Source organism: Paraburkholderia sp. NPDC080076 (genome assembly GCF_050281145.1).
Taxonomy (GTDB): domain Bacteria; phylum Pseudomonadota; class Gammaproteobacteria; order Burkholderiales; family Burkholderiaceae; genus Paraburkholderia.
This window is the reverse complement of sequence record NZ_JBNNWQ010000001.1, coordinates 1,631,920-1,650,756: the sequence shown is the minus strand read 5'-3', so window position 1 is coordinate 1,650,756 and position 18,837 is coordinate 1,631,920. Positions and strand designations below refer to the sequence as shown.

The following is an 18,837-nucleotide window of genomic DNA, read 5'->3' as shown; positions in this document are numbered from 1 at the left end:
AGCCGCACCGTTTATATCGGGCCTTGCCGGCACGCTATAACGGCACCACCTTCGGTTCCGAGTGCGAAGGCAGTTTGTCGAACGGGAAGTACACCGGTCCGCAACCGAGATGAACCGGCGGAAATGCATCCCAGCCGCGTCGAATGAGTGCGGGCTGTTCCGCGCCGCCACAACCGGAAGGCGCTTCACGTGTCAGGTAGGCAATGCCGCCGCGAATCGATAGCGATGCCGTGCGGTCGAGTTCGTCGATGCGGGCCAGGTCTTTGAGGACGAGGTTTTTCATGGTGGATCTCCAGCGGAGTGAGTGAATCAAGGTGGATCGAGGAGAGCGGAGAAATGCCGCACTCATGCCTGTTGATTGCACACACCATGCCATCGGCGGCAAAGCGCCGCGCCGCGTGCTTCTCCGGCGTTTTTCCAGGCAACTGTGATGGAGATCGGCCAACTGGCTGCAAGGCGATGTCGGCAATTCGCCGACATGCGTCCGCGCGTCATGCAGGCATGAAGCTCGCTGAAAATCACGTCACAATAGACCACTACCGTGAACCGTGCGCATGGAGCGCAGGGTTCGTTGAATCTTGTCAGCAAGGAAAGGAGAACGCATGAGCCAGCTCAAAGCCATCGAATATTCCGCGGCGTCGCCGGAAGTCAAAGCCGTGTACGACGATATCAAGCAGATCCGTCAGGTCGACGACGTCAACAACTTCTGGAAGTACATCGCCCAGCATCCGCCGACCCTCGCACGCACATGGGACAGTCTGAAGGACGTGATGGCGCCCGGCGCGCTCGATCCGCTCATCAAGGAACTGCTCTACGTCGCGGTGAGCGTGACGAACAATTGCGGCTACTGCGTGGCGAGTCACACGGCGGCAGCGCGCCGCGCCGGCATGACCGACGAGATGTTCGGCGAACTGCTCGCGGTCGTGGGCATGGCCAACGAGACGAATCGGCTGGCAGTGGGATACCGCGTGCCGATCGATCCGGCCTTCGAATAAGCGCTGTAGCGGGCGTGGCAGTCCGCGCGGTGTTCTGCGCCGCCGACAATGCGATATTCAGCGCCGTAGTCAGTGCGATACGTCGCGCCATCCCGCCAGCAAGGCGGGCAACGCGCCCATGTCCCTGAACACATGTGTGGCACCCGCGCCATGCAAGGCGGTCGCGCTGCTGTGGCCGAGTTCGATCGGGCAATAGCCGAACACGGTGGCACCCGCGGCAACGCCCGCGGTCGCGCCTGTCACCGTGTCTTCGATCACCGCGCAACGGCGCGGATCCACACCGAGCGCCGCGGCCGCGGCCAGGTAGACATCGGGAAAGGGTTTGCTGCGGGGCATTTCGTGGCCGCTGAAGATGCGTCCTTCGAAGCAGTCGAGAATCCCTGCCTTGGCCAGTTGCATCTCCACCTTGATGCGATCCGCGCCCGACGCGACCGCGATGCGCCCATTCAGCGCCGCATGAAGCGCACGCACCGCATCCGGCGCGCCGGGAATCGCAACGAGTTCGAGGTCCAGCGCCGCATTGCGCCGCTCGCGAAACTGCATGAGCCAGTCTGTCGTGATCGCGACGCCGGTGCGCGCTTCGATCAGCGCGGCTTCGTCCCGGACGGCTTTGCCCACGAAAATGCGCATCGTCTCTTCGACGCTCAAGTGCCAGCCCAGCTCGCCGAGCATCTCGGTGAGCACGCGGTTGGTGATGGGTTCGGAGTCGACGAGCACGCCGTCGCAGTCAAAGAGTACGGCGTCGAAGGGGAAATCGGCCATCGGGCAGGGTACGGATAAAGTTCGCGGAACCGGCAAGGATACCTCACCGGCTCGCTCCCCGCAGTGCAAGGGCCGCGTGAGCGGCCTTCGCACCTGGCTCGCAACGTTAGTCCTTGTACCCGTCGCTCAGCGTCTTCATGAACGCGATGATGTCCTGAATATCCTGATCAGTCATCGCCGGTTGATCGCCGAACTTACGATCGAATGGTGCGTCGGCCACGTCCACGTTGGCATGGTACTGAGCCGGCAGATCGTTGTACTTCTGCACCTTGCCCGACGCATCGCGCGGATAGATTTTCTCCGGCGACGTATTGCGCAGGTTGTAGAAGTCCATCACCTGCTTCAGATCGTGATACACGCCGTTATGGAAAAACACCTTGCGATCAGCGGCATTGCGCAGCGTCGGCGTGAGGAACATGCCGCAATACTGCGTCTGTTTGGCGAGGTCGTCGCGGAACGGTCCGCACACGCCCATATCGTAGAACTTCGGATCCTTGTTGACCGGAATCGCCGGGTTGCGCGGCACGCCGAGCGCTTCGTATTGCGTGTCGGTGAACACCGGCGGCAAGCCGTCCTTGCTCGGCTGGCTCAAATGGCAGCCGGCGCAGTTCGCCTTGTCCTTGTCGTTGAACAACTGCAAGCCGTGCAGCTCGGCATGCGTCAAACGCGCCTTGCCTTCGAGCCAGTAGTCATACTTGCTGCTGAAAGCATGGAACGACGGATCCTCGATCTGATATCGCCCGACGGCGAACATCGCCTCGGAAATCAACAGGCTCGGATTGGTGACGATGCCGGGTCCGAAGATCTGCTTGAATTGATCCAGGTACTTGGTCGCCAGCAGCTTGTGAGCGACATCCTGCGGCGTTGCGTTGGCCATTTCCACCGGATTGGTCAGCGGTCCGAGGGCCTGGTCCTGCAAAGTATCGACACGGCCGTCCCAGAACAATCCGCCTTGCGGCACCATTGCCGGAGCGGTGGGCGCGGCGAGCGCCGTCTTTTGCGCGCGCTGCACGCCGGCGGCTTGCGTCGCCAGTTGCGTCATATCCACCGGCACGTCGGTGTCGCCCTGATCCGGGCCGATGCTGAACGGCGCCTGACGATACAGATACGTGAGCGAAGGCGGCGGACGATAACCCGCCTGGTTCATATGCGCGCCGCCGAGTTGCACCGGGAACGCGTTGTCCGGCCCATACGAATGCTGCGGCGAGTGACACGACGCACACGACTGCGTGCCCGACGCCGACAAACTCTGGTCGAAGAAAATCTGTTTGCCGAGCAGCGCCACCGCGCTCAGCGGCGCGCTCTGTGGACGCAGCAACGTGACCGGATGCGGATTCGCGCCGGTGATTTCCTCGACGATCTCGCCGACCGCGGACGGCGTGCGCTCCGGGTACACGAGCGCGTACGCGCAGTAGACGATGAACGCGAGCACGATACCGGCCGCGCTCCACGCGAGCAGCGTGAGCCACGAGCGGCGGGTAATCACGGGGCCGGGCTCGCCGCCGGCCGGCAGATGCGAAGGCAGGGCGGCGTCTGAAGGAGGGTTCATGACGGTGATGACAGCTAGTTCGATCGGCTGCGATAAAAGCAAAATCGAGCCAGCACGTTTGCACTGGCTCGACGCCCAACTACGGCTTATGGTGCGTGAGGCTTTTCACGACACGCTGCCGCGCGGCGTGAGGCACGCATGGGGCACGTGCATCACTCACCGGCAAGCGGAAGAGGAAAGCGCTCGGCACGTCCGCGGATCAGCTCGCCGGCGCGGCTGCCAGCTTCGTACCCAGGCTCTGATCCAGGAACAGCGCCGGATTGTTGCCGGAGCCCGAGAAGTTGAACATGTTCATGATGCTGCCCGCCGTCGCGTCGAACGAACCACCGCCCAGGCGTTGCCCGCCCAGCCAGTTGTCTTCGATGAAGCGCACCACGGAGGCCTGGGTGATCGGCGTATCGTCGACGAAGTTGACCTTTGCCCACGGCGACACCACGATAAACGGCGTACGCGTACCCGGGCCGCAACGGCCGTTCACCGCGCCGCCGTTCACGCCTTGCGGCTGCACCGCGCCCGCTGCCGTGCACTGACCCACGCCGCTCAGGTTGTCGCTGCCCGCCACCGTCTTGCCGCCCGCGGATTGCGGCGTGGTCGAGTCGAACGATGCGCTCGTCGGCGCCTTGAAGCGGTGGTCGTACCAGCCGTCCGAATCGTCGTAGGCGATGATCACGGCGGTGTTCTTCCAGTCAGGCTGCTGTTGCAGGAAGTTGATCACCTTCGTGACGAAAGCCTGTTCGTCGATCGGATCCGAATTGCCCGGGTGGCCGTCGCTGATCGCCGGCGCCTTCAGGAAGTTGACGGACGGATAGTTGCCCGCCTTCACCGCAGCGAAGAAGTCGTCGGTGTCGTACTGGTGGTGCACCGGCGTTGCCGTGTTGTCGAGCGGATCGGTCGCGCCGATCAGCGCCGTCGACGTCGGACGCGTATGCGCCAGGTTGGCCGTGCTCGCGTAATACTGGAACCACGCGTGATGCTGCACGTAGTCGGCCTTGGTCGCGTTCAGCACTTGCGAGAAGGTCGAGCGCGCGCAGCCGACCGTGCCGTTCGGATTGACGGTCTGCAGATTGAAGCCGCCCATGAAACCGCCCCACGTCAGGCCCTTCGCGTTGAGCAGGTCGCCGATGTTCTTGTTCTTCGACGACATCACCGCCGTCGGCGGGCTGTTCGCCGCGATCGTGCAGACGTCGCCGGTCGGGTCGAGGTCGCCGATCATCGTGAAGCCGCCCGCGGAGTCCGGAATCGCGTTGGGCGAGGTGCCGCCCGTGACGACCGCGCCGTTGTTCTGGCCGGAGACCACTTCGATCGCGCCCGGCGTCGACGGACCGTACGTGTCCGTGTACGCGTTCTGGTTCATCGCGAAGTTCTGCGCGTAGTTCCACATGGCCGTGACCGTGTTGCCGTCGAAGTAGCCGAGCACCTGGCCCTTCGTGGCGAACGCGCCGGTGCTGCCGGCGATCGTCGAGGTGGCGGCCGTAAACAGCGGGAACGCGTCCATCGCGCCGTTGTCATAGGCGAGCTCTTCGGCCGCGTAGGCGTGGTTCTGGCTCGACGTATTGGCTTGCGAACGGTCCAGGCGGAACGGCACCAGATCGGTGGCCGGCAGGCCCAGGCCCGCGATCGCCACACTGCCGACCGTGCGGCCCGCCGTGTTCGGCGAGGTGGCCAGGGCGTTCGGGTTGACCGTGATCAGGTTGTTGCTGATGAGGTTGTTGACCGTCGGCGTGCCCGCGGCTGCCACGAATTGCGGCTCGCCGGTCGGGTTGGCTGCGCTCGGGTAGGTCCCGAAGTAGTGGTCGAACGAAACGTTCTCGCCGAAAATCACCACGACGTGCTTGATCGGCGTGGCCGTGGCCACGGCGTCCTGAGCCGATACCACCGGTGCGGGCGTGTTCACGTTGTTGTTCCCGCAAGCTGCGAGCGCAAGCAGCGCCGCGAACGGGATGGGTAGGAGGGTTCTACGGAACATTTGACAGGGCTCCAGATTCGACTTCGCCGTTCAGCGTTTCCATCGGAATACGTGTGGATGATCGCTGGGGATATCGCTAGAAATACAGCTAGTGCTAGTGGTCTTGCCGCGACGAACTGCGCGCATTGGACCATTCGATAATTAAGATTTCGAGGCGCGAACCTTACCGAAGCCCTCGGTTTTTATTCATTTGCGTAACCTTTCCTGTCGTTCCGCTAACGCAGCGTGGGCGCGCGGCAACAGCTGCGACCCTGCGCCTCGCGTTCCATCGGGTTTTTTCCCGCATCCTTCTTTCCTTTTGAATTTTTCACACGCTCGTGGCGACGGATTTTTTCCGCTGCTGCGTTCAACAGGAAACGGCGCCGCTTTTTCCGGCTTCGGCTCTTATGGGAGAAACCAACATGACATCCACCAAACCGCTTCGCTTGCTCACCTCCGTGCTGGCTGCCGCGCTGACCTGCGCCGCCACGCTGACCGCCGCGCCGGCCTTCGCGCAGGCGGTGATCGTCGCGCCAATGGCGCCGCCGCCGCCGCGCGTCGAAGTGATGCCGGCGCCGCGTGCCGGTTACGCATGGGATCCCGGCCACTGGCGTTGGGCCGAAGGCCGTTATGTCTGGGTGGGCGGCCACTGGCAGGCGGTGCGCGTCGGGCATCGCTGGGTGCCGGGGCACTGGGTGGCGCGTGGCCCCAACTGGCGCTGGGTGGAAGGCCATTGGGCATGACCGGGAAGCGCTGCGGCGCTCGACGTTGTTCGGCGCGCCGCGTCCCCCAACCAGGCAGACTGCTATGAAAACGTTCGTGATGATTCTGCTGGCGGCCATGCTCGCCGGCTGTGTGGTGTACCCGGCGCGGCCGGCCTACTATCGGCCGGCGGTCGTCGTATATTGATTGCGGTTGTGCATGGCAAGGCGTGCTGTCTTCTGTCCCGCGCGCACCGTTCGAACCGGTGCGCGTGCAACCATCCGTGTGAGGTGCAGCCAGCATGAGAGGCATCAGAAGGCGTGACGTTCGTCCCACGGCGCGATCCATGCGGTGCGACGCACTCGCGCTCAGGAGCGTCATGCCTTGAGCGAACGCGACCCCGACGCGGAACTGCTCGAACAGCTCGGCCGGCAAGATCCGGCCGCCGTCCGCTCGCTCGTCTCGCGCAAGCTGCCGCGTCTGCTCGCGCTCGCCACCCGCATGCTGGGCGACCGCATGGAAGCGGAAGACGTGGCGCAGGAGGTGTTCGTGCGCATCTGGAAACAGGCGTCGCGCTGGCGGGAAGGCGAGGCGAAGTTCGACACGTGGGTCCATCGCGTCGCGCTCAATCTCTGCTATGACCGGCTGCGCGGCCGGCGCGAGGAAACGCGCGAAGAGATGCCCGACGAGGTCGATCCCGCGCCGCTGCCTGAGGCCGGACTCGAAGCGCGCGCCGAGGATCAGCGGGTCCGCGTTGCACTCGCCGCGTTGCCGGCACGCCAGCGCGAGGCGTTGGTACTCAACTACTACCAGGAAATGTCGAACATCGACGCCGCGGCCCTGATGGGCATCAGCGTCGATGCGTTGGAAAGTCTGCTGGCACGCGCGCGCCGCAATCTGCGCGCTCAACTGGCCGGCAGCGGCCTTAGCAAGGACAAGTCATGACGCCCGAAAGATTTCAGCAGATCGTCGAGGCCTACGGCGCCGAGCCGCGCCGCTGGCCGCAACACGACCGCGCGGCGGCGCAGGCGTGGGCGCAGTCGCATCGCGCCGAAGCCGATGCGCTGCTGGCGGAGGCGGCCGGCGTCGATGCGTGGCTTGCCGCCGACAAGGTCGAGCCGCCGGACGCGGCCCTGCTCGAGCGCGTGCTCGACAGCGCGCCGGTGCGACAGCCGGCGGCGCCGCGGCGGCGCCTGTGGTGGTCGGGCGCGGCGGTCGCGGGCGTCGGACTGCTGGGCGGCGTGGCCGGCGCTTTCGCCGTGTCGTTCTTCGTGCTGACGGGAACGGGGCCGCAGGCGTCGCAAGCGCATGAGTCGTCTTATTTAACTTCGAGCTTCGGTGGTTCGTCCGCCGATTGGAGCGACGAATGAACGGCCGGTCGTGGAAAATCGTGCTGGTGGCCTCGCTGGTGCTGAATGTGTTTCTGGTGGGCGCGATCGTCGGTGGTGCGTATCAATGGTTCACCGCGCACGGCGCCACGGCGCCCGTGCTGGCGCAACAGCGCGCGCTTCGCTTCGCCGCCGAAACGCTTTCGGCCGAGCGCCAGAAGGCCTTTGTCGAGGGCCTGAAAGACGCGCGCCGCGACGGCCGGCAATATGCCCGCGAAGGCCGCGAAGGGCGTCGCGAAGTGTTGCGTCTGCTGGCGGCGCCGCAGTTCGATCGCGCCGCGCTCGACGCCGCGCTCACGCGTACGCGCGAAGCCGACAGCCATCTGCGCGCGCAAGTGGAAGGCAGTGTGGCCGACTTCGCGGCGAGCTTGTCGCCCGAGGAGCGGGTTCAATTCGCCGACAGCCTGAAAGTGCGCGGGCAATGGCGTGAACCTGCGCCGGCGGCGAATGCGAAGAAACCGGCGAATCAGGCATCGAGCGAATCTTCGGGCGATTAAAAAAACCGCGGCGGCCGCGACGGATCTTCGCGTGGCGGCCGTTCAAGGAATATCACAGCCGAAGAGGATGGTATGGCCAACTCACCGAACCTGAACACCGCGGCGATTGCGCTGAACCGCTTCGGCCTGGGCGCGCGTGCCGACGACACGCCGCCCGCCGACCCCAAGGCCTGGCTGCTCGCGCAGTTCGAACAGTACCAGGCGCGGCCGGCCGCGTGGGCGAACCAGCCCGACTCGGTGGCGCTCTCGACCGAACTGGTGCGGCAGCGCATGCAGTTCAATCAGCAGGTTCGCCAGAATGCGGGCGAGGGCGCGGCGACACGCTCCACGAACGCGCAGAACATGGCGAGACCTGATGGACAACCCGGCGCGCAAGCAGCGAACGCGCAAGACATGACAAAGCCGGGTGGCCAAACCAGCGCTCAGGCGAGCGCACAAGCAAACGCGCAGGCCGACACGCTAAGCCCGGCGCAAGCGAACGCGCAATCTGCCAGGCAAGCCGAACGAAAAGCGCTTCGCGGTGAAATACTCGACATGTACCGCTCGTCGGTGAATGCGCGGGTCACGAGTGCATTGACCACGCAGACGCCGTTCGTCGAACGGCTGGTGCATTTCTGGGCCAACCACTTCGCGGTCTCCACCGAAAAGCCCGGCGTCGCGGCGCTAGCCGGTTCGTTCGAGGCCGAGGCGATTCGCCCGCACGTGCTGGGCCGCTTTGAAGACATGCTGGTGGCCGTCGAGCGTCATCCGGCCATGCAACTGTTTCTCGATCAGACGCGCTCGGTGGGACCGGACAGCATGGCGGCCATGCGTGCCGCGCAGCGAAACCCGGAGCGCAAGCGCGGCCTGAACGAAAACCTCGCGCGCGAAATCATGGAACTGCATACGCTCGGCGTGCGCAGCGGCTATAGCCAGGACGACGTCACCGAATTCGCCCGCGCTTTGACCGGCTGGAGCGTCGCGGGCAATCCGGCCAACGCCGGCAATGTGGGCAATGCGGGCAACGCGGGCCGGCTGGCCATGCAGCAGAACGCCGCGCCGGGCACCTTCGTATTTCGCGCCGCACTGCACGAGCCCGGTTCGCGGATCATCATGGGACGCCGTTACGACCAGGCGGGCGAAGAGCAGGCGCTCGCGATCCTGCATGACCTCGCAAGCGCACGGGCGACCGCGCAGCATATCGGCGGCAAGCTGGCCCGTCATTTCGTCGCCGATAATCCGCCGCCCGGCGTGAGCGAGCATCTGGCCAGCGCGTTCGAGCGCAGCGGCGGCGATCTGCCGACCGTCTACCGCGCCTTGATCGACATGCCGCAAGCGTGGTCGCCCACCGCCGTGAAATTCAAGACGCCGTGGGAGTGGACCATTTCCTCGATGCGTGGGCTCGGCTGGCAGGACCTCGGCAAGCTGCAGGCGGCGCCCATTCTCACGCAGCTCGGCCAGCCGGTGTGGCGCCCCGGCTCGCCCGCCGGTTACGACGACATCGCCGCGAGCTGGGCCGCGCCCGACGCGCTCGTGCGCCGGGTCGAAGTGGCGCAGCGTTTCGCGTCGCAAGTCGGCGACCGGCTCGATGCGCGCGCACTCGGCCAGACCTTGCTCGCCGGTTCGCTCAGTGCGCCGACGGCCACAGCGGTATCGCGCGCCGAAAGCGCATCCACGGCGATCGCGCTGTTGCTGGTCTCGCCGGATTTTCAACGGAGATGAATGCCATGCTGTCACGCCGCAAGTTTCTGAGCGTCGCCGCTGCCGGCGCGGGCGCGATGCTCGTGTCGCCGCAGATCGCGTTCGCGAGCGTCGCCACGGAGAGCCGTTTCGTGTTCGTGATCCAGCGCGGCGCGGCCGATGGTCTGAACATCGTCGTGCCCTACGCCGAACCCACCTACGCAGCATTGCGCGGCGCGCTCGCCATCGACACCTCGAACGCGCCACGCCTGAACGGCACCTTCGCGCTGCATCCCGCGATGGTGCAGAGCGCCGCGATGTACGCGAACCATCAGGCGCTGTTCGTACACGCGGTGGCGTCGCCATATCGCGACCGTTCGCACTTCGACGGACAGAACGTGCTCGAGACCGGCGGCACGTCGCCGTATCAGATGAAAGACGGTTGGCTGAACCGGCTCGTCGCGCAGTTGCCCGCCACGCGCGAAAACGCGATCGCGTTCGCGCCGACTGTGCCGATGGCGTTGCGCGGCCCAGCGGCGGTGACGTCGTATGCGCCCTCGGCGTTGCCGCAAGCGCCCGACGATCTGCTTACGCGGGTCTCGCAACTCTACGACCAGGATACGCAGTTGCGCCCGCTGTGGGAGTCGGCGATGACCGCGCGCGGCCTGGCCGGCGACGCCGGCGCGCGCCAGGATCCGGCGAGTCTCGGCAAGCTCGCCGCCAGTTTCCTGTCGCGCGAGAACGGTCCACGGATCGCGATGATCGAAACCGGCGGCTGGGATACGCACAGCGCGCAGAACACGCGTCTCGCCAATCAGTTGAAGGCGCTCGACACGATGCTCGCGTCGTTGCGCGATGGCATGGGCCCGTTGTGGAGCAAGACCACCGTGCTGGTCGCGACGGAGTTCGGCAGAACCGCTGCCGCCAACGGCACGGGCGGTACCGATCACGGCACGGGTTCGGTGGCGATGGTGCTGGGCGGCTCGGTGCAGGGCGGACGCGTGATCGCCGACTGGCCAGGCCTTGCGCCGCACAATCTTTACGAAGCACGCGACCTCAAGCCGACCACCTCGCTCGATGCGTTGATTGCCGGCACCGCGAGCGAAAGCCTCGGGCTCGATCCGCAGCGCACGGCGTCCGCGCTGTTCGGCCAGACGCCGGCGGGGCGGCCGCTGAGCGGCATCGTGCGTGCGTAACGGCGGTCGCCGCGAAAGAGTGCGCCTTCATCCACGTCGTCAACCAAAGAGCCGGTAAGGGAACCGGCTTAAATCAAATGAAAACACTCAGGAGAGGAACTTGAAAACGATATCGAACGTACGCGCCATATCGCTCGCGGGTCTTTGCGTTGCGCTGTTGTCAGCCTGCGTGGTCGAGCCCGCCAGACCGCCGCAACCCGAGCCGCTCGTCGAAGTGGTGCCCGCCGCGCCCGCGCCGGGCTATCACTCGGTGAAAGGCCACTACCGTTGGGAAGGCAATCATTGGGCGTGGGTGCCGGGGCATTGGAGAGGATGACGAGTAGCGGCCCTAACGCCGGCCGCCCGCAAGCCGTCGCGCATCCGGCAAACGCCGCAAACGCGCCATCGCGACACAGCCGAGAATCGGCCCGATCGCGAGCATGCTGAAGGCGCCGCGCCAACCCGCCAGCGCGACGACGTCCGGCACCAGATGAATGCTCACCAACGTCAACAGAAAGCCCGCGCAAGTCTGCGCGGTCAACAGCGTCCCGATCGACGCCGGCTCGGCGAGCTCGGCAATACTCGCCGAGAACTGCGCGGAATCGGCAATCACGGAAATCCCCCAGCACAGCGCCACGCACCCAACCAGCCAGACCGGCGCGCCGAGCAGCCAGCCCATCAGCGCGGCGCACGCGCCGCTCACGGCCATCGCGCCAATCGTCACCGTCGTGCGGCCGAGCCGGTCCGCCAGTACGCCGCCGAGCCATGCGCCGAGCGCGCCCGCCGCGACCGCGCCGAAGGTCAGCCATTCGGCCGCCGCGCGCGGCTCCGGCATACCGGCCGCCGCAAAGCTCGCTTGCAGGAACACGGCGAGCCATGCCCACATCGCGTACAACTCCCACATGTGGCCGAGATAACCGAGGTTAGCGAGCCGCAACGCGGGGTTGCGCCAGGCGCCGGCCAGCGCGGACCATTCGATGCGCGTCGCGCGCGCCATGTTCGGGCCGACGCCGCACAGCAGAATCGCGACGCCCGCCAGCAGCGCGCAGCACGCCGAGATGCCATAGATCGCGCGCCAGTTCGAACCGCCGAGTGCGGCCAGCAGATGCGGACTCGCCGAGCCGAAGGTCAGCGCGCCGACCAGCAGTCCGATCAACAGGCCCAGGTCGCCCTTCGCCCAGGTCGCCGCGAGCCGCATGCCGACCGGATAGACGCCCGCCATGCAGATGCCCGTCAAGAGCCGCAGCACGATCGAAAGCGGACTTGCCGGCGCGAGGAACACGAGACACGCGGTGGCCGCGCCCGCCGTCAGCGCGCTGGCCATGAAGAGGCGCCGTGGATCGAAGCGGTCGGCGAGGGAGAGCAGGGCGCTCGTGACGGTGCCGGCCACGAACCCGGCTTGTACGGCGCTCGTGAGCAAGGTCGCCTGCAAGGCGGACAGACTCTCCGCCTGCTTGACGATCGCCACGACCGCCGACGACGAAAACCACACGCTCATCGCGCCCACCTGGCAGAGCAGCAGAATCACGAGCGAACGGGTCTTGCCGGCCATCGCGCGGCTCGATCGATGGGGGCTTGCCGAGGCCTCTTTCATGCGTGTGTTGTGCCGTGCATCCTGCGTTAGCCGGCCGATTCAGCGGCGAGCGCGCCGCTGGCTTCTGCCGTATGCGTCGCGTGCACGGAGCGCGCGCCGACTCGGTGATAACGGCGGCCGTAGTAGATCAGCGCGTCGCCTTCGACTTGCGTATGCGCGGCTTTCACGGCGCAGAAGAACACCGTATGCGTGCCGACTTCGGTGACCGATTCGATCTCGCAGTCCAGCGAGGCGAGCGCGCCGTGCAGGACCGGCGCGCCTGTCGCGAGGGTATCCCATTGCGCGGCGGCAAAGCGTTCCGCCATCGGCAGCGTGCTGGTGGCGAAGTGCGCGGCGAGTGTCTGCTGCTCCGCGCTCAACACGTTGACGCAGAGTTTGCCATTGGCGCGGAAAGCCGCGTTGTTGCGGCTGCTGCGATTGATGCAGACGAGCAGCGTGGGCGGCTCGTCCGTCACGCCGCAGACCGCCGATGCGGTGCAGCCGGCCAGACCCGCCGCGCCATCGCTCGTGATGATGTTGACGGCGGCGCCGAGGCCGGCCATCGCGTCGCGGAAGGTGCTTTTGTCAAGCATGGGAGCCTCTGCGGAAAAATCGCCGCGCCGTTGCATGCCGGTGCCGGTGGCGCGGGCCGCGCGAAGTGAAAACGTGCATGACGGCGTGATTGCTAAGCATTGCCTGGAACCGGGGCGGCGGCACAAGCGGGCGAGCGGAATTTCGCAGCCGTGTGGCTGGAAGGCAAACGCGCATGCCCGAAGAGTTTTTCGCGCAACGTGCCCTCACGATACGCTCGCTTGTAGGCGCCGCGTTCCTGCAGAATCGGCACGACGTGCGCGACGAAATCCTCGAAGCATTCCGGCGCGACCGTGCGCGATAGATTGAAGCCGTCCACGCCCGCTTCTTCGGTCCACGCGATCAACTCGCTCGCCACCCGTTCGGCCGAGCCGACGAGCGGCGCCTGGCGGCTGCCCAGCATCATCTGTTCGAGCAGCTTGCGTTTGGTCCACTGCGGACCGGCGGCGCGCGTCATGGCTTCGACGTTCGACACGATGGCCTGGCTCTTGCCGGTTTCGATCGGCTCGTCGAGGTCGTAGCGCGCGAAATCGATACCGAGCGACGCCGCCGCATGCACGAGCGCCGCTTCGGAACTGACATAACGGCGGTACTCCGCGTACTTCTCCTGCGCCTCGTTATCCGTGCGTCCGGTGATGACGGTTTGCCCGAGCAGCACCTTGATGTCGTCCGCGTGGCGGCCACCCGCAACGGCATGCGCGCGAATGTCATCGACAATCGCTTTCACGGCCGGTCTCGCCTGGCCGTTGACGAACACGCACTCGGCGTGCGCCGCGGCGAACTGTTTGCCGCGCGCCGACGAACCCGCCTGATACAACACCGGCGTACGCTGCGGCGATGGCTCGCTCAAATGCATGGCGTCCACCCGATACTGCTTGCCGTGATGATGGATCACATGGACTTTCGACGCGTCCGCATACACGCCCTGGACTTTGTCGCGCAGCACCGCGCCGTCTTCCCAACTGCATTCCCACAGTTTGTAGACCAGTTCCATGTATTCGTCGGCGAGGTCGTAGCGGTCGTCGTGCGCCATCTGGCCGGTCAGGCCAATCGCGCGCGACGCGCTATCCAGATAGCCGGTGACGATGTTCCAGCCGACCCGGCCGCGCGTCAGATGATCGAGCGTCGACATGCGCCGCGCGAACAGATACGGCTGCTCGACCGTGAGATTGGACGTGACGCCGAACGACAGATGACGTGTCACCGCGGCCATGGCCGGAATCAGCAGCGTCGGGTCGTTGACCGGCACCTGCACGGCGCCGCGCAGGGCGGCGTCGGGGTTGCCGCCGTAGACGTCGTAGACGCCGGCGACATCGGCGAAAAAGATGCCGTCGAACAGGCCCGCTTCAAGCGTGCGGGCGTAGTCGGTCCAGTACTGCAGATCCGTATAGCGCGCGGACTGATCGCGCGGATGCGTCCACATGCCTTGCTGGATGTGGCCGACGCAGTTCATGTCAAAAGCGTTGAGAACGATTTCCTTCGGCATGGTGTCTTCCGGCTGGGGTGGACGAATGCTTGCGGCTGCGTTCGAGTCGCGTGGGTCGTGCTGGCTGGGCTTACCACGCGATCTTGCGTTTAATATAGTGGACGAAAAATCACTATGCAAGACTTTGATTTTGACTTTTAATGAGCGGCGAGGCGGCCGCGGGGCGTCAGCGTCCATACCCACACTGCCTCGATATAATTTGCGGTGCCCACTTTCCCGACTCTCGAACTCATCCATCTTTTCATGTCCGAATCCGCTGCCATCGATCTGACCCAGGCGATCTCCTCGCGCGTGAAGACCGAACGCGAGGCGCGCAACTGGTCGCTGAGCGAGCTGGCGGAGCGCTCGGGGGTGTCGAAGGCGATGATCAGCAAGATCGAACGAGGCGAGGCGAGTCCCACGGCGACGGTGCTCGGGCGTCTGTCAGGCGCGTTCGGCCTGACCTTGTCGACTTTGCTGGCGCTGGCCGAGCAGACCGGCGAGCGGCTCGTGCGGCATGCGCAGCAGTCGGTCTGGCAGGACCCCGAGACAGGCTATACGCGCCGGCGCATCTCGCCACCCACGGGCGGCGTGCTGGAATTGCTCGAGATCGAACTGCCGCCTGGCGTGAAAGTACCGTATCCGCCGGATGCTTTCGTGTTCCAGCATCAGCAGATCTGGGTGACGCTGGGCGTGTTGACCTTCCGGGAAGGCAAGCAGGTTTACCGGCTGGAAGCGGGGGATTGTCTGCAGCTTGGCGCGCCGCTCGAATGCGAGTTCTTCAATGCGGGCGAAGACGTGTGCCGCTACGTGGTCGGCCTCGTTCGACGATAAGCGCTTCCATGTACGTTTCAATGGGCGCTTCAATAAGCGGTTCAAATACCAGGACGACAGGCAACGCCTCACGCTCGCATCGAGCGACGAGCGGCGTTGCCTGTCGTGACCGGCAAGTCACCGGGTGAAAGCAGGCGCTTAACCTCCGCCGCCGCCCTGCGTGCCGATTGTGAGCTTGTTGTTCACCGACTTCACGCCGGCCACACCCTTCGCCACTTCTTCCGCCTGCGGAATCTGCGCGCCGTCGGGCACCGATCCCGTGATCGTCACCGCACCGCCACGGGCCCGCACGAACACGTTCGACACGTCAAAACCCTGCGCTTTCGATAGAGCCTTGCGCACTTGCAGACCCAGCGCGCGGTCCGTCTTCTTCACCGTTTTGGCACTGGGCGCCGACGCGTCGCCGGTGGCCATCGCGTCGCTCGACTGCGCATAGGCGCTGGCCGCCGTTGCCAAACACAATGCGATGCCGAGCGCCTTCAAAAGATTGACTGTTTTCACGTTTTCTCCATCCTCGAAAAGTTGATGTCGCTTCGTTGCATGCAAAAAACCACGCGCTTGCGAGCACTTTTCCGCCCACGAGGAGCACCCTGTCTTGTAGAAGAGTGATGCCGCGACGCTCCCGGCGCGCTTAAACAATACTCCAGCCGAAGCGCTCATGCTGGAAAAACTGGCCGGAATGCCGCATTGGCAGCCATTCCGGCAATCATTGCGACGACTTCCGTTGCGCACGTGTGACGAGGATGTTCCACATATCGGGCTGCGAGTCTGTTAATGCGGCGGAGCTTAGAACCATTGTGGCGCCATGCTGAGCGTGGTGTCGTCAAGACTGCGCAGCGTGGCGAGCATCAAGGCGACGCGCGGCAGTTCCCAGCGGAAGAACCATTGGCACGCCTGCAGCTTGCCGCGATAAAAGTCCGCGTCCGCTTCGCTATGCGATGCGGGTAGCGCGGTGCTCGCGACGATCGCCTGGCGCAACCATGTCCACGCAATCACGATATGGCCGAAGGCTTCGAGAAACGCATTCGCGTTGGCGAGCGCGCGTTCGCTGTCGTGAGCCAGCGTGGGCAGCAACGCTTCGACCGTGGCAGTCAGATCGGTCCATGCTTCGCCGAGCGCATCGGCGTGCGCATGCAATGCCGGGCGTTCGCGCGCCGCGTCGATCGTGTGCTGGATTTCGCGCGCCAGTTGTTTGAGCGCGGCGCCCTGTTTCATCGTCACCTTGCGGCCGAGCAGATCGATCGCCTGAATGCCGTGCGTGCCTTCGTGAATCATGTTCAGCCGATTGTCGCGATAGAACTGCTCGACCGGATATTCACGCGTATAGCCGTAGCCGCCGTGAATCTGGATCGCGAGGCTGTTCGCTTCGAGACACCATTGAGACGGCCACGATTTCACCACCGGCGTCAGGAGGTCGAGCAGCAAGCCGGCTTCGGCGCGCGCGGCCTCGCTCTCGCCGGTATTCTGTTCGTCGACGAGACGTGCTGCGTACAGACACAACGCGTAAGCGCCTTCCACATAGGCTTTTTGTGCGAGCAGCATGCGGCGCACGTCGGCGTGTTCGATCAGCGGCAATTGCGGATCGAGCGGGTTCTTGTTGTCGGGGCGGCGTCCTTGCGGCCGTTCGCGCGCGTAATCGAGCGATGCCAGATAGCCGCGGTAGCCAAGCATGACCGCACCGAGACCGACGCCGATGCGCGCCTCGTTCATCATGTGGAACATATAGGCGAGACCATGATGCGGTTCGCCCACCAACTCGCCGATGCATTCGCCGTGTTCGCCGAACGACAGCATGGTGGACGTGGTGCCGCGCCAGCCCATCTTGTGAATCAGTCCCGCGAGCGCGACGTCGTTGCGCGCACCGAGGCTGCCGTCTTCGTTGACGTGGAACTTCGGCACGGTAAAGAGGGAAATGCCCTTGACGCCCGGCGGCCCGCCTGGAATGCGTGCCAGCACCAGATGAACGATGTTCTCGCTCAACTCGTGATCGCCGCCGGAAATGAAAATCTTGTTGCCGCGAATCGAATAGGTGCCGTCCGCATTGGGCGTCGCGCTCGTGACGAGATCGGACAGGCTCGAGCCCGCCTGCGGTTCCGTCAACGCCATGGTGCCGAACGCGCGTCCTTCGAACAGCGCTTGCAGATACTTGCGCTTTTGCGCCGCGCTGCCGAAGCGTTCGATCACGTTCGCGTTCGCCGTGGTCAGCATGGCGTACGACGCGGTGGCAATGTTCGCACTCTTGAAGAGCGACAGGCACGCGAACGAAATCACCGACGGCAACTGCATGCCACCCCATTCGTAGTCCTTGCCCGCGGCGAGAAAGCCGGTGGCGCGCATCGCGTCGAGTGCGTCCTTTACCTCGGCGGGCAAGGTGACCCGTTCACCGTCGAACTGCGGTTCGTTCTCGTCCGAGAGACGGTTGTGCGTCGCGAACTTTTCCACGCCGACCGCATGCGCGGTTTCGAGCGCGGCGTTGAAGGTCTCGCGGCTGTGATCGGCGTGTCGTGCACGGCGTGTCAGCGTCTCTGCTTCGAGCAGTTCGAACAGCTGGAACTCGAGATCGCGTGAGTTGATGATCAGCGCATCTTGCATAAGAGAAAACCCGTGGAAAGTGAGCGGCTATGCGGAACCGCTGCGTAAGACACGTGTAAAAAACGGCCCTCGAACGTATCGGCACAGCGCGGTTGAAATGCGCGGTATTCGGGTAATTCCGGATGCTCCGCCACTCGATGATGCGTACCAGTTTATAACGAAAGTGAATGATCGTGCTTTTATTTACAGGCTGAATTTCGGCACGTATGATGGGCGCAAAAGCGGCATACCGATCTGCATAGCAGAACAAAACTGGAGGAGCGACGCAATGTCTGTGAAGGACCTGTTTCAACTGGATGGCAAGGTTGCAATCATCACCGGCGGCTCGCGCGGCCTCGGTCTGCAAATGGCCGAGGCACTCGGCGAAATGGGCTGCCGTGTCGCCATCACCGCGCGCAAGGCCGACGAACTCGCCGAGGCGAAAACGCATCTGCAACAACTCGGCATCGAAGTGCAAACGGTGGTCAACGACCTGCAGCGCTTCGAAGGTATCCCCGGCCTCGTGGATGAAGTGCTGGGCGTGCATGGCCGCATTGATATTCTCGTCAACAACGCGGGCGCGACATGGGGCGCGCCCGCCGAAGACTATCCGGACGAAGCGTGGCACAAGGTCATGAACCTGAACGTCAACGCACCGTTCTTTCTCGCTCGCGAGGTCGGCAAGCGCAGCATGATCCCGCGGCGCGCGGGCAAGATCGTCAATATCGCTTCGGTGGCGGGCTTGAAGGGTTCGCCGCCGGGCATGAACACGATTGCGTACAACACGTCCAAGGCCGCTGCGATCAATTTCACGCGGGCGCTCGCCGCGGAATGGGGCAAGTACAACATCAACGTCAACGCGATTTGCCCAGGCTTTTTCCCTTCGAAGATGTCGGCGGGTCTGCTCGGCAAACTCGAAGACACGATCGTCTCGCGCACGCCTTTGCAGCGTCTGGGCGGCGACGAAGATCTCAAAGGTCCGATCGTGTTTCTCGCGAGCGAGGCATCGCGTCATATCACCGGCCAGGAGTTCGCGGTGGACGGCGGCGCGATCATCGTCTGAGTGTCACGCTGTTCGGACGCGGCGATGTGAACGAAGCGCCCGGCAAAGACCTGGCGCGCACCGACAGT

Annotated in this window: 19 protein-coding genes; 10 read left to right on the top strand and 9 right to left on the bottom strand. The window is 64.8% G+C overall.

What is annotated here, in order from left to right; translation table 11 throughout:
- Positions 1-34: 34 nt before the first annotated feature.
- The gene (locus tag ACQKRQ_RS07330; RefSeq protein ID WP_132377062.1) at positions 35-283 is read right to left on the bottom strand and encodes a hypothetical protein; all 249 of its coding nucleotides are present in this window, start codon (positions 281-283) and stop codon (positions 35-37) included.
- A gap of 319 nt (positions 284-602) precedes the next feature.
- Here ACQKRQ_RS07330 and ACQKRQ_RS07325 point away from each other — a divergent pair, with 319 nt between their 5' ends.
- Positions 603-995, top strand: coding sequence for a carboxymuconolactone decarboxylase family protein (locus tag ACQKRQ_RS07325; RefSeq protein ID WP_132377063.1), 393 nt, complete (start codon positions 603-605; stop codon positions 993-995).
- Between the two features lie 69 nt (positions 996-1,064).
- Here ACQKRQ_RS07325 and ACQKRQ_RS07320 read toward each other — a convergent pair whose 3' ends face one another.
- From ACQKRQ_RS07320 to ACQKRQ_RS07310, 3 genes are all read right to left on the bottom strand, one after another.
- Complete coding sequence (locus ACQKRQ_RS07320; protein ID WP_408433934.1) at positions 1,065-1,757, bottom strand: HAD family hydrolase; 693 nt, start codon at positions 1,755-1,757, stop codon at positions 1,065-1,067.
- A 106-nt stretch (positions 1,758-1,863) separates the two neighbouring features.
- Positions 1,864-3,306 (bottom strand): cytochrome-c peroxidase, encoded by a 1,443-nt coding sequence (locus ACQKRQ_RS07315; protein WP_427475997.1) that lies wholly within the window; start codon positions 3,304-3,306, stop codon positions 1,864-1,866.
- 199 nt (positions 3,307-3,505) lie between these two features.
- On the bottom strand, positions 3,506-5,272 hold the full coding sequence (locus ACQKRQ_RS07310; RefSeq protein WP_427475995.1) for a phospholipase C: 1,767 nt from the start codon (positions 5,270-5,272) through the stop codon (positions 3,506-3,508).
- Between the two features lie 401 nt (positions 5,273-5,673).
- On the opposite strand from ACQKRQ_RS07310, the gene ACQKRQ_RS07305 reads away from it, so the two are divergent.
- The 7 genes from ACQKRQ_RS07305 (at position 5,674) to ACQKRQ_RS07275 (ending at position 11,009) form a co-directional block, all read left to right on the top strand.
- On the top strand, positions 5,674-5,994 hold the full coding sequence (locus ACQKRQ_RS07305) for a YXWGXW repeat-containing protein (protein WP_132377067.1): 321 nt from the start codon (positions 5,674-5,676) through the stop codon (positions 5,992-5,994).
- 301 nt (positions 5,995-6,295) lie between these two features.
- Entirely contained in the window at positions 6,296-6,898 is a 603-nt protein-coding gene (locus tag ACQKRQ_RS07300; RefSeq protein WP_427476111.1) for an RNA polymerase sigma factor, read from the top strand.
- Positions 6,895-7,323 carry a hypothetical protein gene (locus ACQKRQ_RS07295; protein WP_427475993.1) on the top strand — a complete coding sequence of 143 codons (429 nt, stop codon included), beginning with the start codon at positions 6,895-6,897 and terminating at the stop codon, positions 7,321-7,323. The genes ACQKRQ_RS07300 and ACQKRQ_RS07295 overlap by 4 nt, the downstream gene beginning before the upstream one ends.
- Positions 7,320-7,838 (top strand): periplasmic heavy metal sensor, encoded by a 519-nt coding sequence (locus tag ACQKRQ_RS07290; protein ID WP_427475992.1) that lies wholly within the window; start codon positions 7,320-7,322, stop codon positions 7,836-7,838. Before ACQKRQ_RS07295 ends, ACQKRQ_RS07290 begins: the two co-directional genes overlap by 4 nt.
- 72 nt (positions 7,839-7,910) lie before the next feature.
- On the top strand, positions 7,911-9,539 hold the full coding sequence (locus tag ACQKRQ_RS07285; protein ID WP_427475990.1) for a DUF1800 domain-containing protein: 1,629 nt from the start codon (positions 7,911-7,913) through the stop codon (positions 9,537-9,539).
- Positions 9,540-9,544: 5 nt separating this feature from the next.
- Complete coding sequence (locus ACQKRQ_RS07280; RefSeq protein ID WP_427475988.1) at positions 9,545-10,693, top strand: DUF1501 domain-containing protein; 1,149 nt, start codon at positions 9,545-9,547, stop codon at positions 10,691-10,693.
- Positions 10,694-10,793: 100 nt separating this feature from the next.
- The gene (locus ACQKRQ_RS07275; protein ID WP_427475986.1) at positions 10,794-11,009 is read left to right on the top strand and encodes a YXWGXW repeat-containing protein; all 216 of its coding nucleotides are present in this window, start codon (positions 10,794-10,796) and stop codon (positions 11,007-11,009) included.
- A 12-nt stretch (positions 11,010-11,021) separates the two neighbouring features.
- Here ACQKRQ_RS07275 and ACQKRQ_RS07270 read toward each other — a convergent pair whose 3' ends face one another.
- The 3 genes from ACQKRQ_RS07270 to ACQKRQ_RS07260 form a co-directional block, all read right to left on the bottom strand.
- Complete coding sequence (locus ACQKRQ_RS07270; RefSeq protein ID WP_427475983.1) at positions 11,022-12,224, bottom strand: MFS transporter; 1,203 nt, start codon at positions 12,222-12,224, stop codon at positions 11,022-11,024.
- Positions 12,225-12,292: 68 nt separating this feature from the next.
- Entirely contained in the window at positions 12,293-12,838 is a 546-nt protein-coding gene (locus tag ACQKRQ_RS07265; protein WP_132377074.1) for a flavin reductase, read from the bottom strand.
- A gap of 92 nt (positions 12,839-12,930) precedes the next feature.
- Positions 12,931-14,322 carry an LLM class flavin-dependent oxidoreductase gene (locus ACQKRQ_RS07260; RefSeq protein WP_427475982.1) on the bottom strand — a complete coding sequence of 464 codons (1,392 nt, stop codon included), beginning with the start codon at positions 14,320-14,322 and terminating at the stop codon, positions 12,931-12,933.
- 243 nt (positions 14,323-14,565) lie between these two features.
- On the opposite strand from ACQKRQ_RS07260, the gene ACQKRQ_RS07255 reads away from it, so the two are divergent.
- The gene (locus tag ACQKRQ_RS07255; RefSeq protein ID WP_132377076.1) at positions 14,566-15,135 is read left to right on the top strand and encodes a helix-turn-helix domain-containing protein; all 570 of its coding nucleotides are present in this window, start codon (positions 14,566-14,568) and stop codon (positions 15,133-15,135) included.
- Between the two features lie 138 nt (positions 15,136-15,273).
- Here the strand turns inward: ACQKRQ_RS07255 and ACQKRQ_RS07250 are convergent, their stop codons facing one another.
- Together ACQKRQ_RS07250 and ACQKRQ_RS07245 are read right to left on the bottom strand one after the other, a co-directional pair.
- On the bottom strand, positions 15,274-15,636 hold the full coding sequence (locus tag ACQKRQ_RS07250) for a BON domain-containing protein (protein ID WP_132377077.1): 363 nt from the start codon (positions 15,634-15,636) through the stop codon (positions 15,274-15,276).
- Between the two features lie 285 nt (positions 15,637-15,921).
- On the bottom strand, positions 15,922-17,727 hold the full coding sequence (locus ACQKRQ_RS07245; protein WP_427475979.1) for an acyl-CoA dehydrogenase: 1,806 nt from the start codon (positions 17,725-17,727) through the stop codon (positions 15,922-15,924).
- A 268-nt stretch (positions 17,728-17,995) separates the two neighbouring features.
- Between ACQKRQ_RS07245 and ACQKRQ_RS07240 the strand changes: the two genes are divergently transcribed.
- Positions 17,996-18,769, top strand: a complete 774-nt coding sequence (locus ACQKRQ_RS07240) for an SDR family oxidoreductase (RefSeq protein ID WP_427475977.1) — start codon at positions 17,996-17,998, stop codon at positions 18,767-18,769.
- The last annotated feature ends 68 nt before the right edge of the window (positions 18,770-18,837 follow it).

Coding starts and splice junctions, on each gene's coding strand:
- ACQKRQ_RS07330 (WP_132377062.1), bottom strand. CDS start 283: ATGAAAAACCTCGTCCTCAAAGACCTGGCCCGCATCGACGAACTCGAC.
- ACQKRQ_RS07325 (WP_132377063.1), top strand. CDS start 603: ATGAGCCAGCTCAAAGCCATCGAATATTCCGCGGCGTCGCCGGAAGTC.
- ACQKRQ_RS07320 (WP_408433934.1), bottom strand. CDS start 1,757: ATGGCCGATTTCCCCTTCGACGCCGTACTCTTTGACTGCGACGGCGTG.
- ACQKRQ_RS07315 (WP_427475997.1), bottom strand. CDS start 3,306: ATGAACCCTCCTTCAGACGCCGCCCTGCCTTCGCATCTGCCGGCCGGC.
- ACQKRQ_RS07310 (WP_427475995.1), bottom strand. CDS start 5,272: ATGTTCCGTAGAACCCTCCTACCCATCCCGTTCGCGGCGCTGCTTGCG.
- ACQKRQ_RS07305 (WP_132377067.1), top strand. CDS start 5,674: ATGACATCCACCAAACCGCTTCGCTTGCTCACCTCCGTGCTGGCTGCC.
- ACQKRQ_RS07295 (WP_427475993.1), top strand. CDS start 6,895: ATGACGCCCGAAAGATTTCAGCAGATCGTCGAGGCCTACGGCGCCGAG.
- ACQKRQ_RS07290 (WP_427475992.1), top strand. CDS start 7,320: ATGAACGGCCGGTCGTGGAAAATCGTGCTGGTGGCCTCGCTGGTGCTG.
- ACQKRQ_RS07285 (WP_427475990.1), top strand. CDS start 7,911: ATGGCCAACTCACCGAACCTGAACACCGCGGCGATTGCGCTGAACCGC.
- ACQKRQ_RS07280 (WP_427475988.1), top strand. CDS start 9,545: ATGCTGTCACGCCGCAAGTTTCTGAGCGTCGCCGCTGCCGGCGCGGGC.
- ACQKRQ_RS07270 (WP_427475983.1), bottom strand. CDS start 12,224: ATGGCCGGCAAGACCCGTTCGCTCGTGATTCTGCTGCTCTGCCAGGTG.
- ACQKRQ_RS07265 (WP_132377074.1), bottom strand. CDS start 12,838: ATGCTTGACAAAAGCACCTTCCGCGACGCGATGGCCGGCCTCGGCGCC.
- ACQKRQ_RS07260 (WP_427475982.1), bottom strand. CDS start 14,322: ATGCCGAAGGAAATCGTTCTCAACGCTTTTGACATGAACTGCGTCGGC.
- ACQKRQ_RS07255 (WP_132377076.1), top strand. CDS start 14,566: ATGTCCGAATCCGCTGCCATCGATCTGACCCAGGCGATCTCCTCGCGC.
- ACQKRQ_RS07245 (WP_427475979.1), bottom strand. CDS start 17,727: ATGCAAGATGCGCTGATCATCAACTCACGCGATCTCGAGTTCCAGCTG.
- ACQKRQ_RS07240 (WP_427475977.1), top strand. CDS start 17,996: ATGTCTGTGAAGGACCTGTTTCAACTGGATGGCAAGGTTGCAATCATC.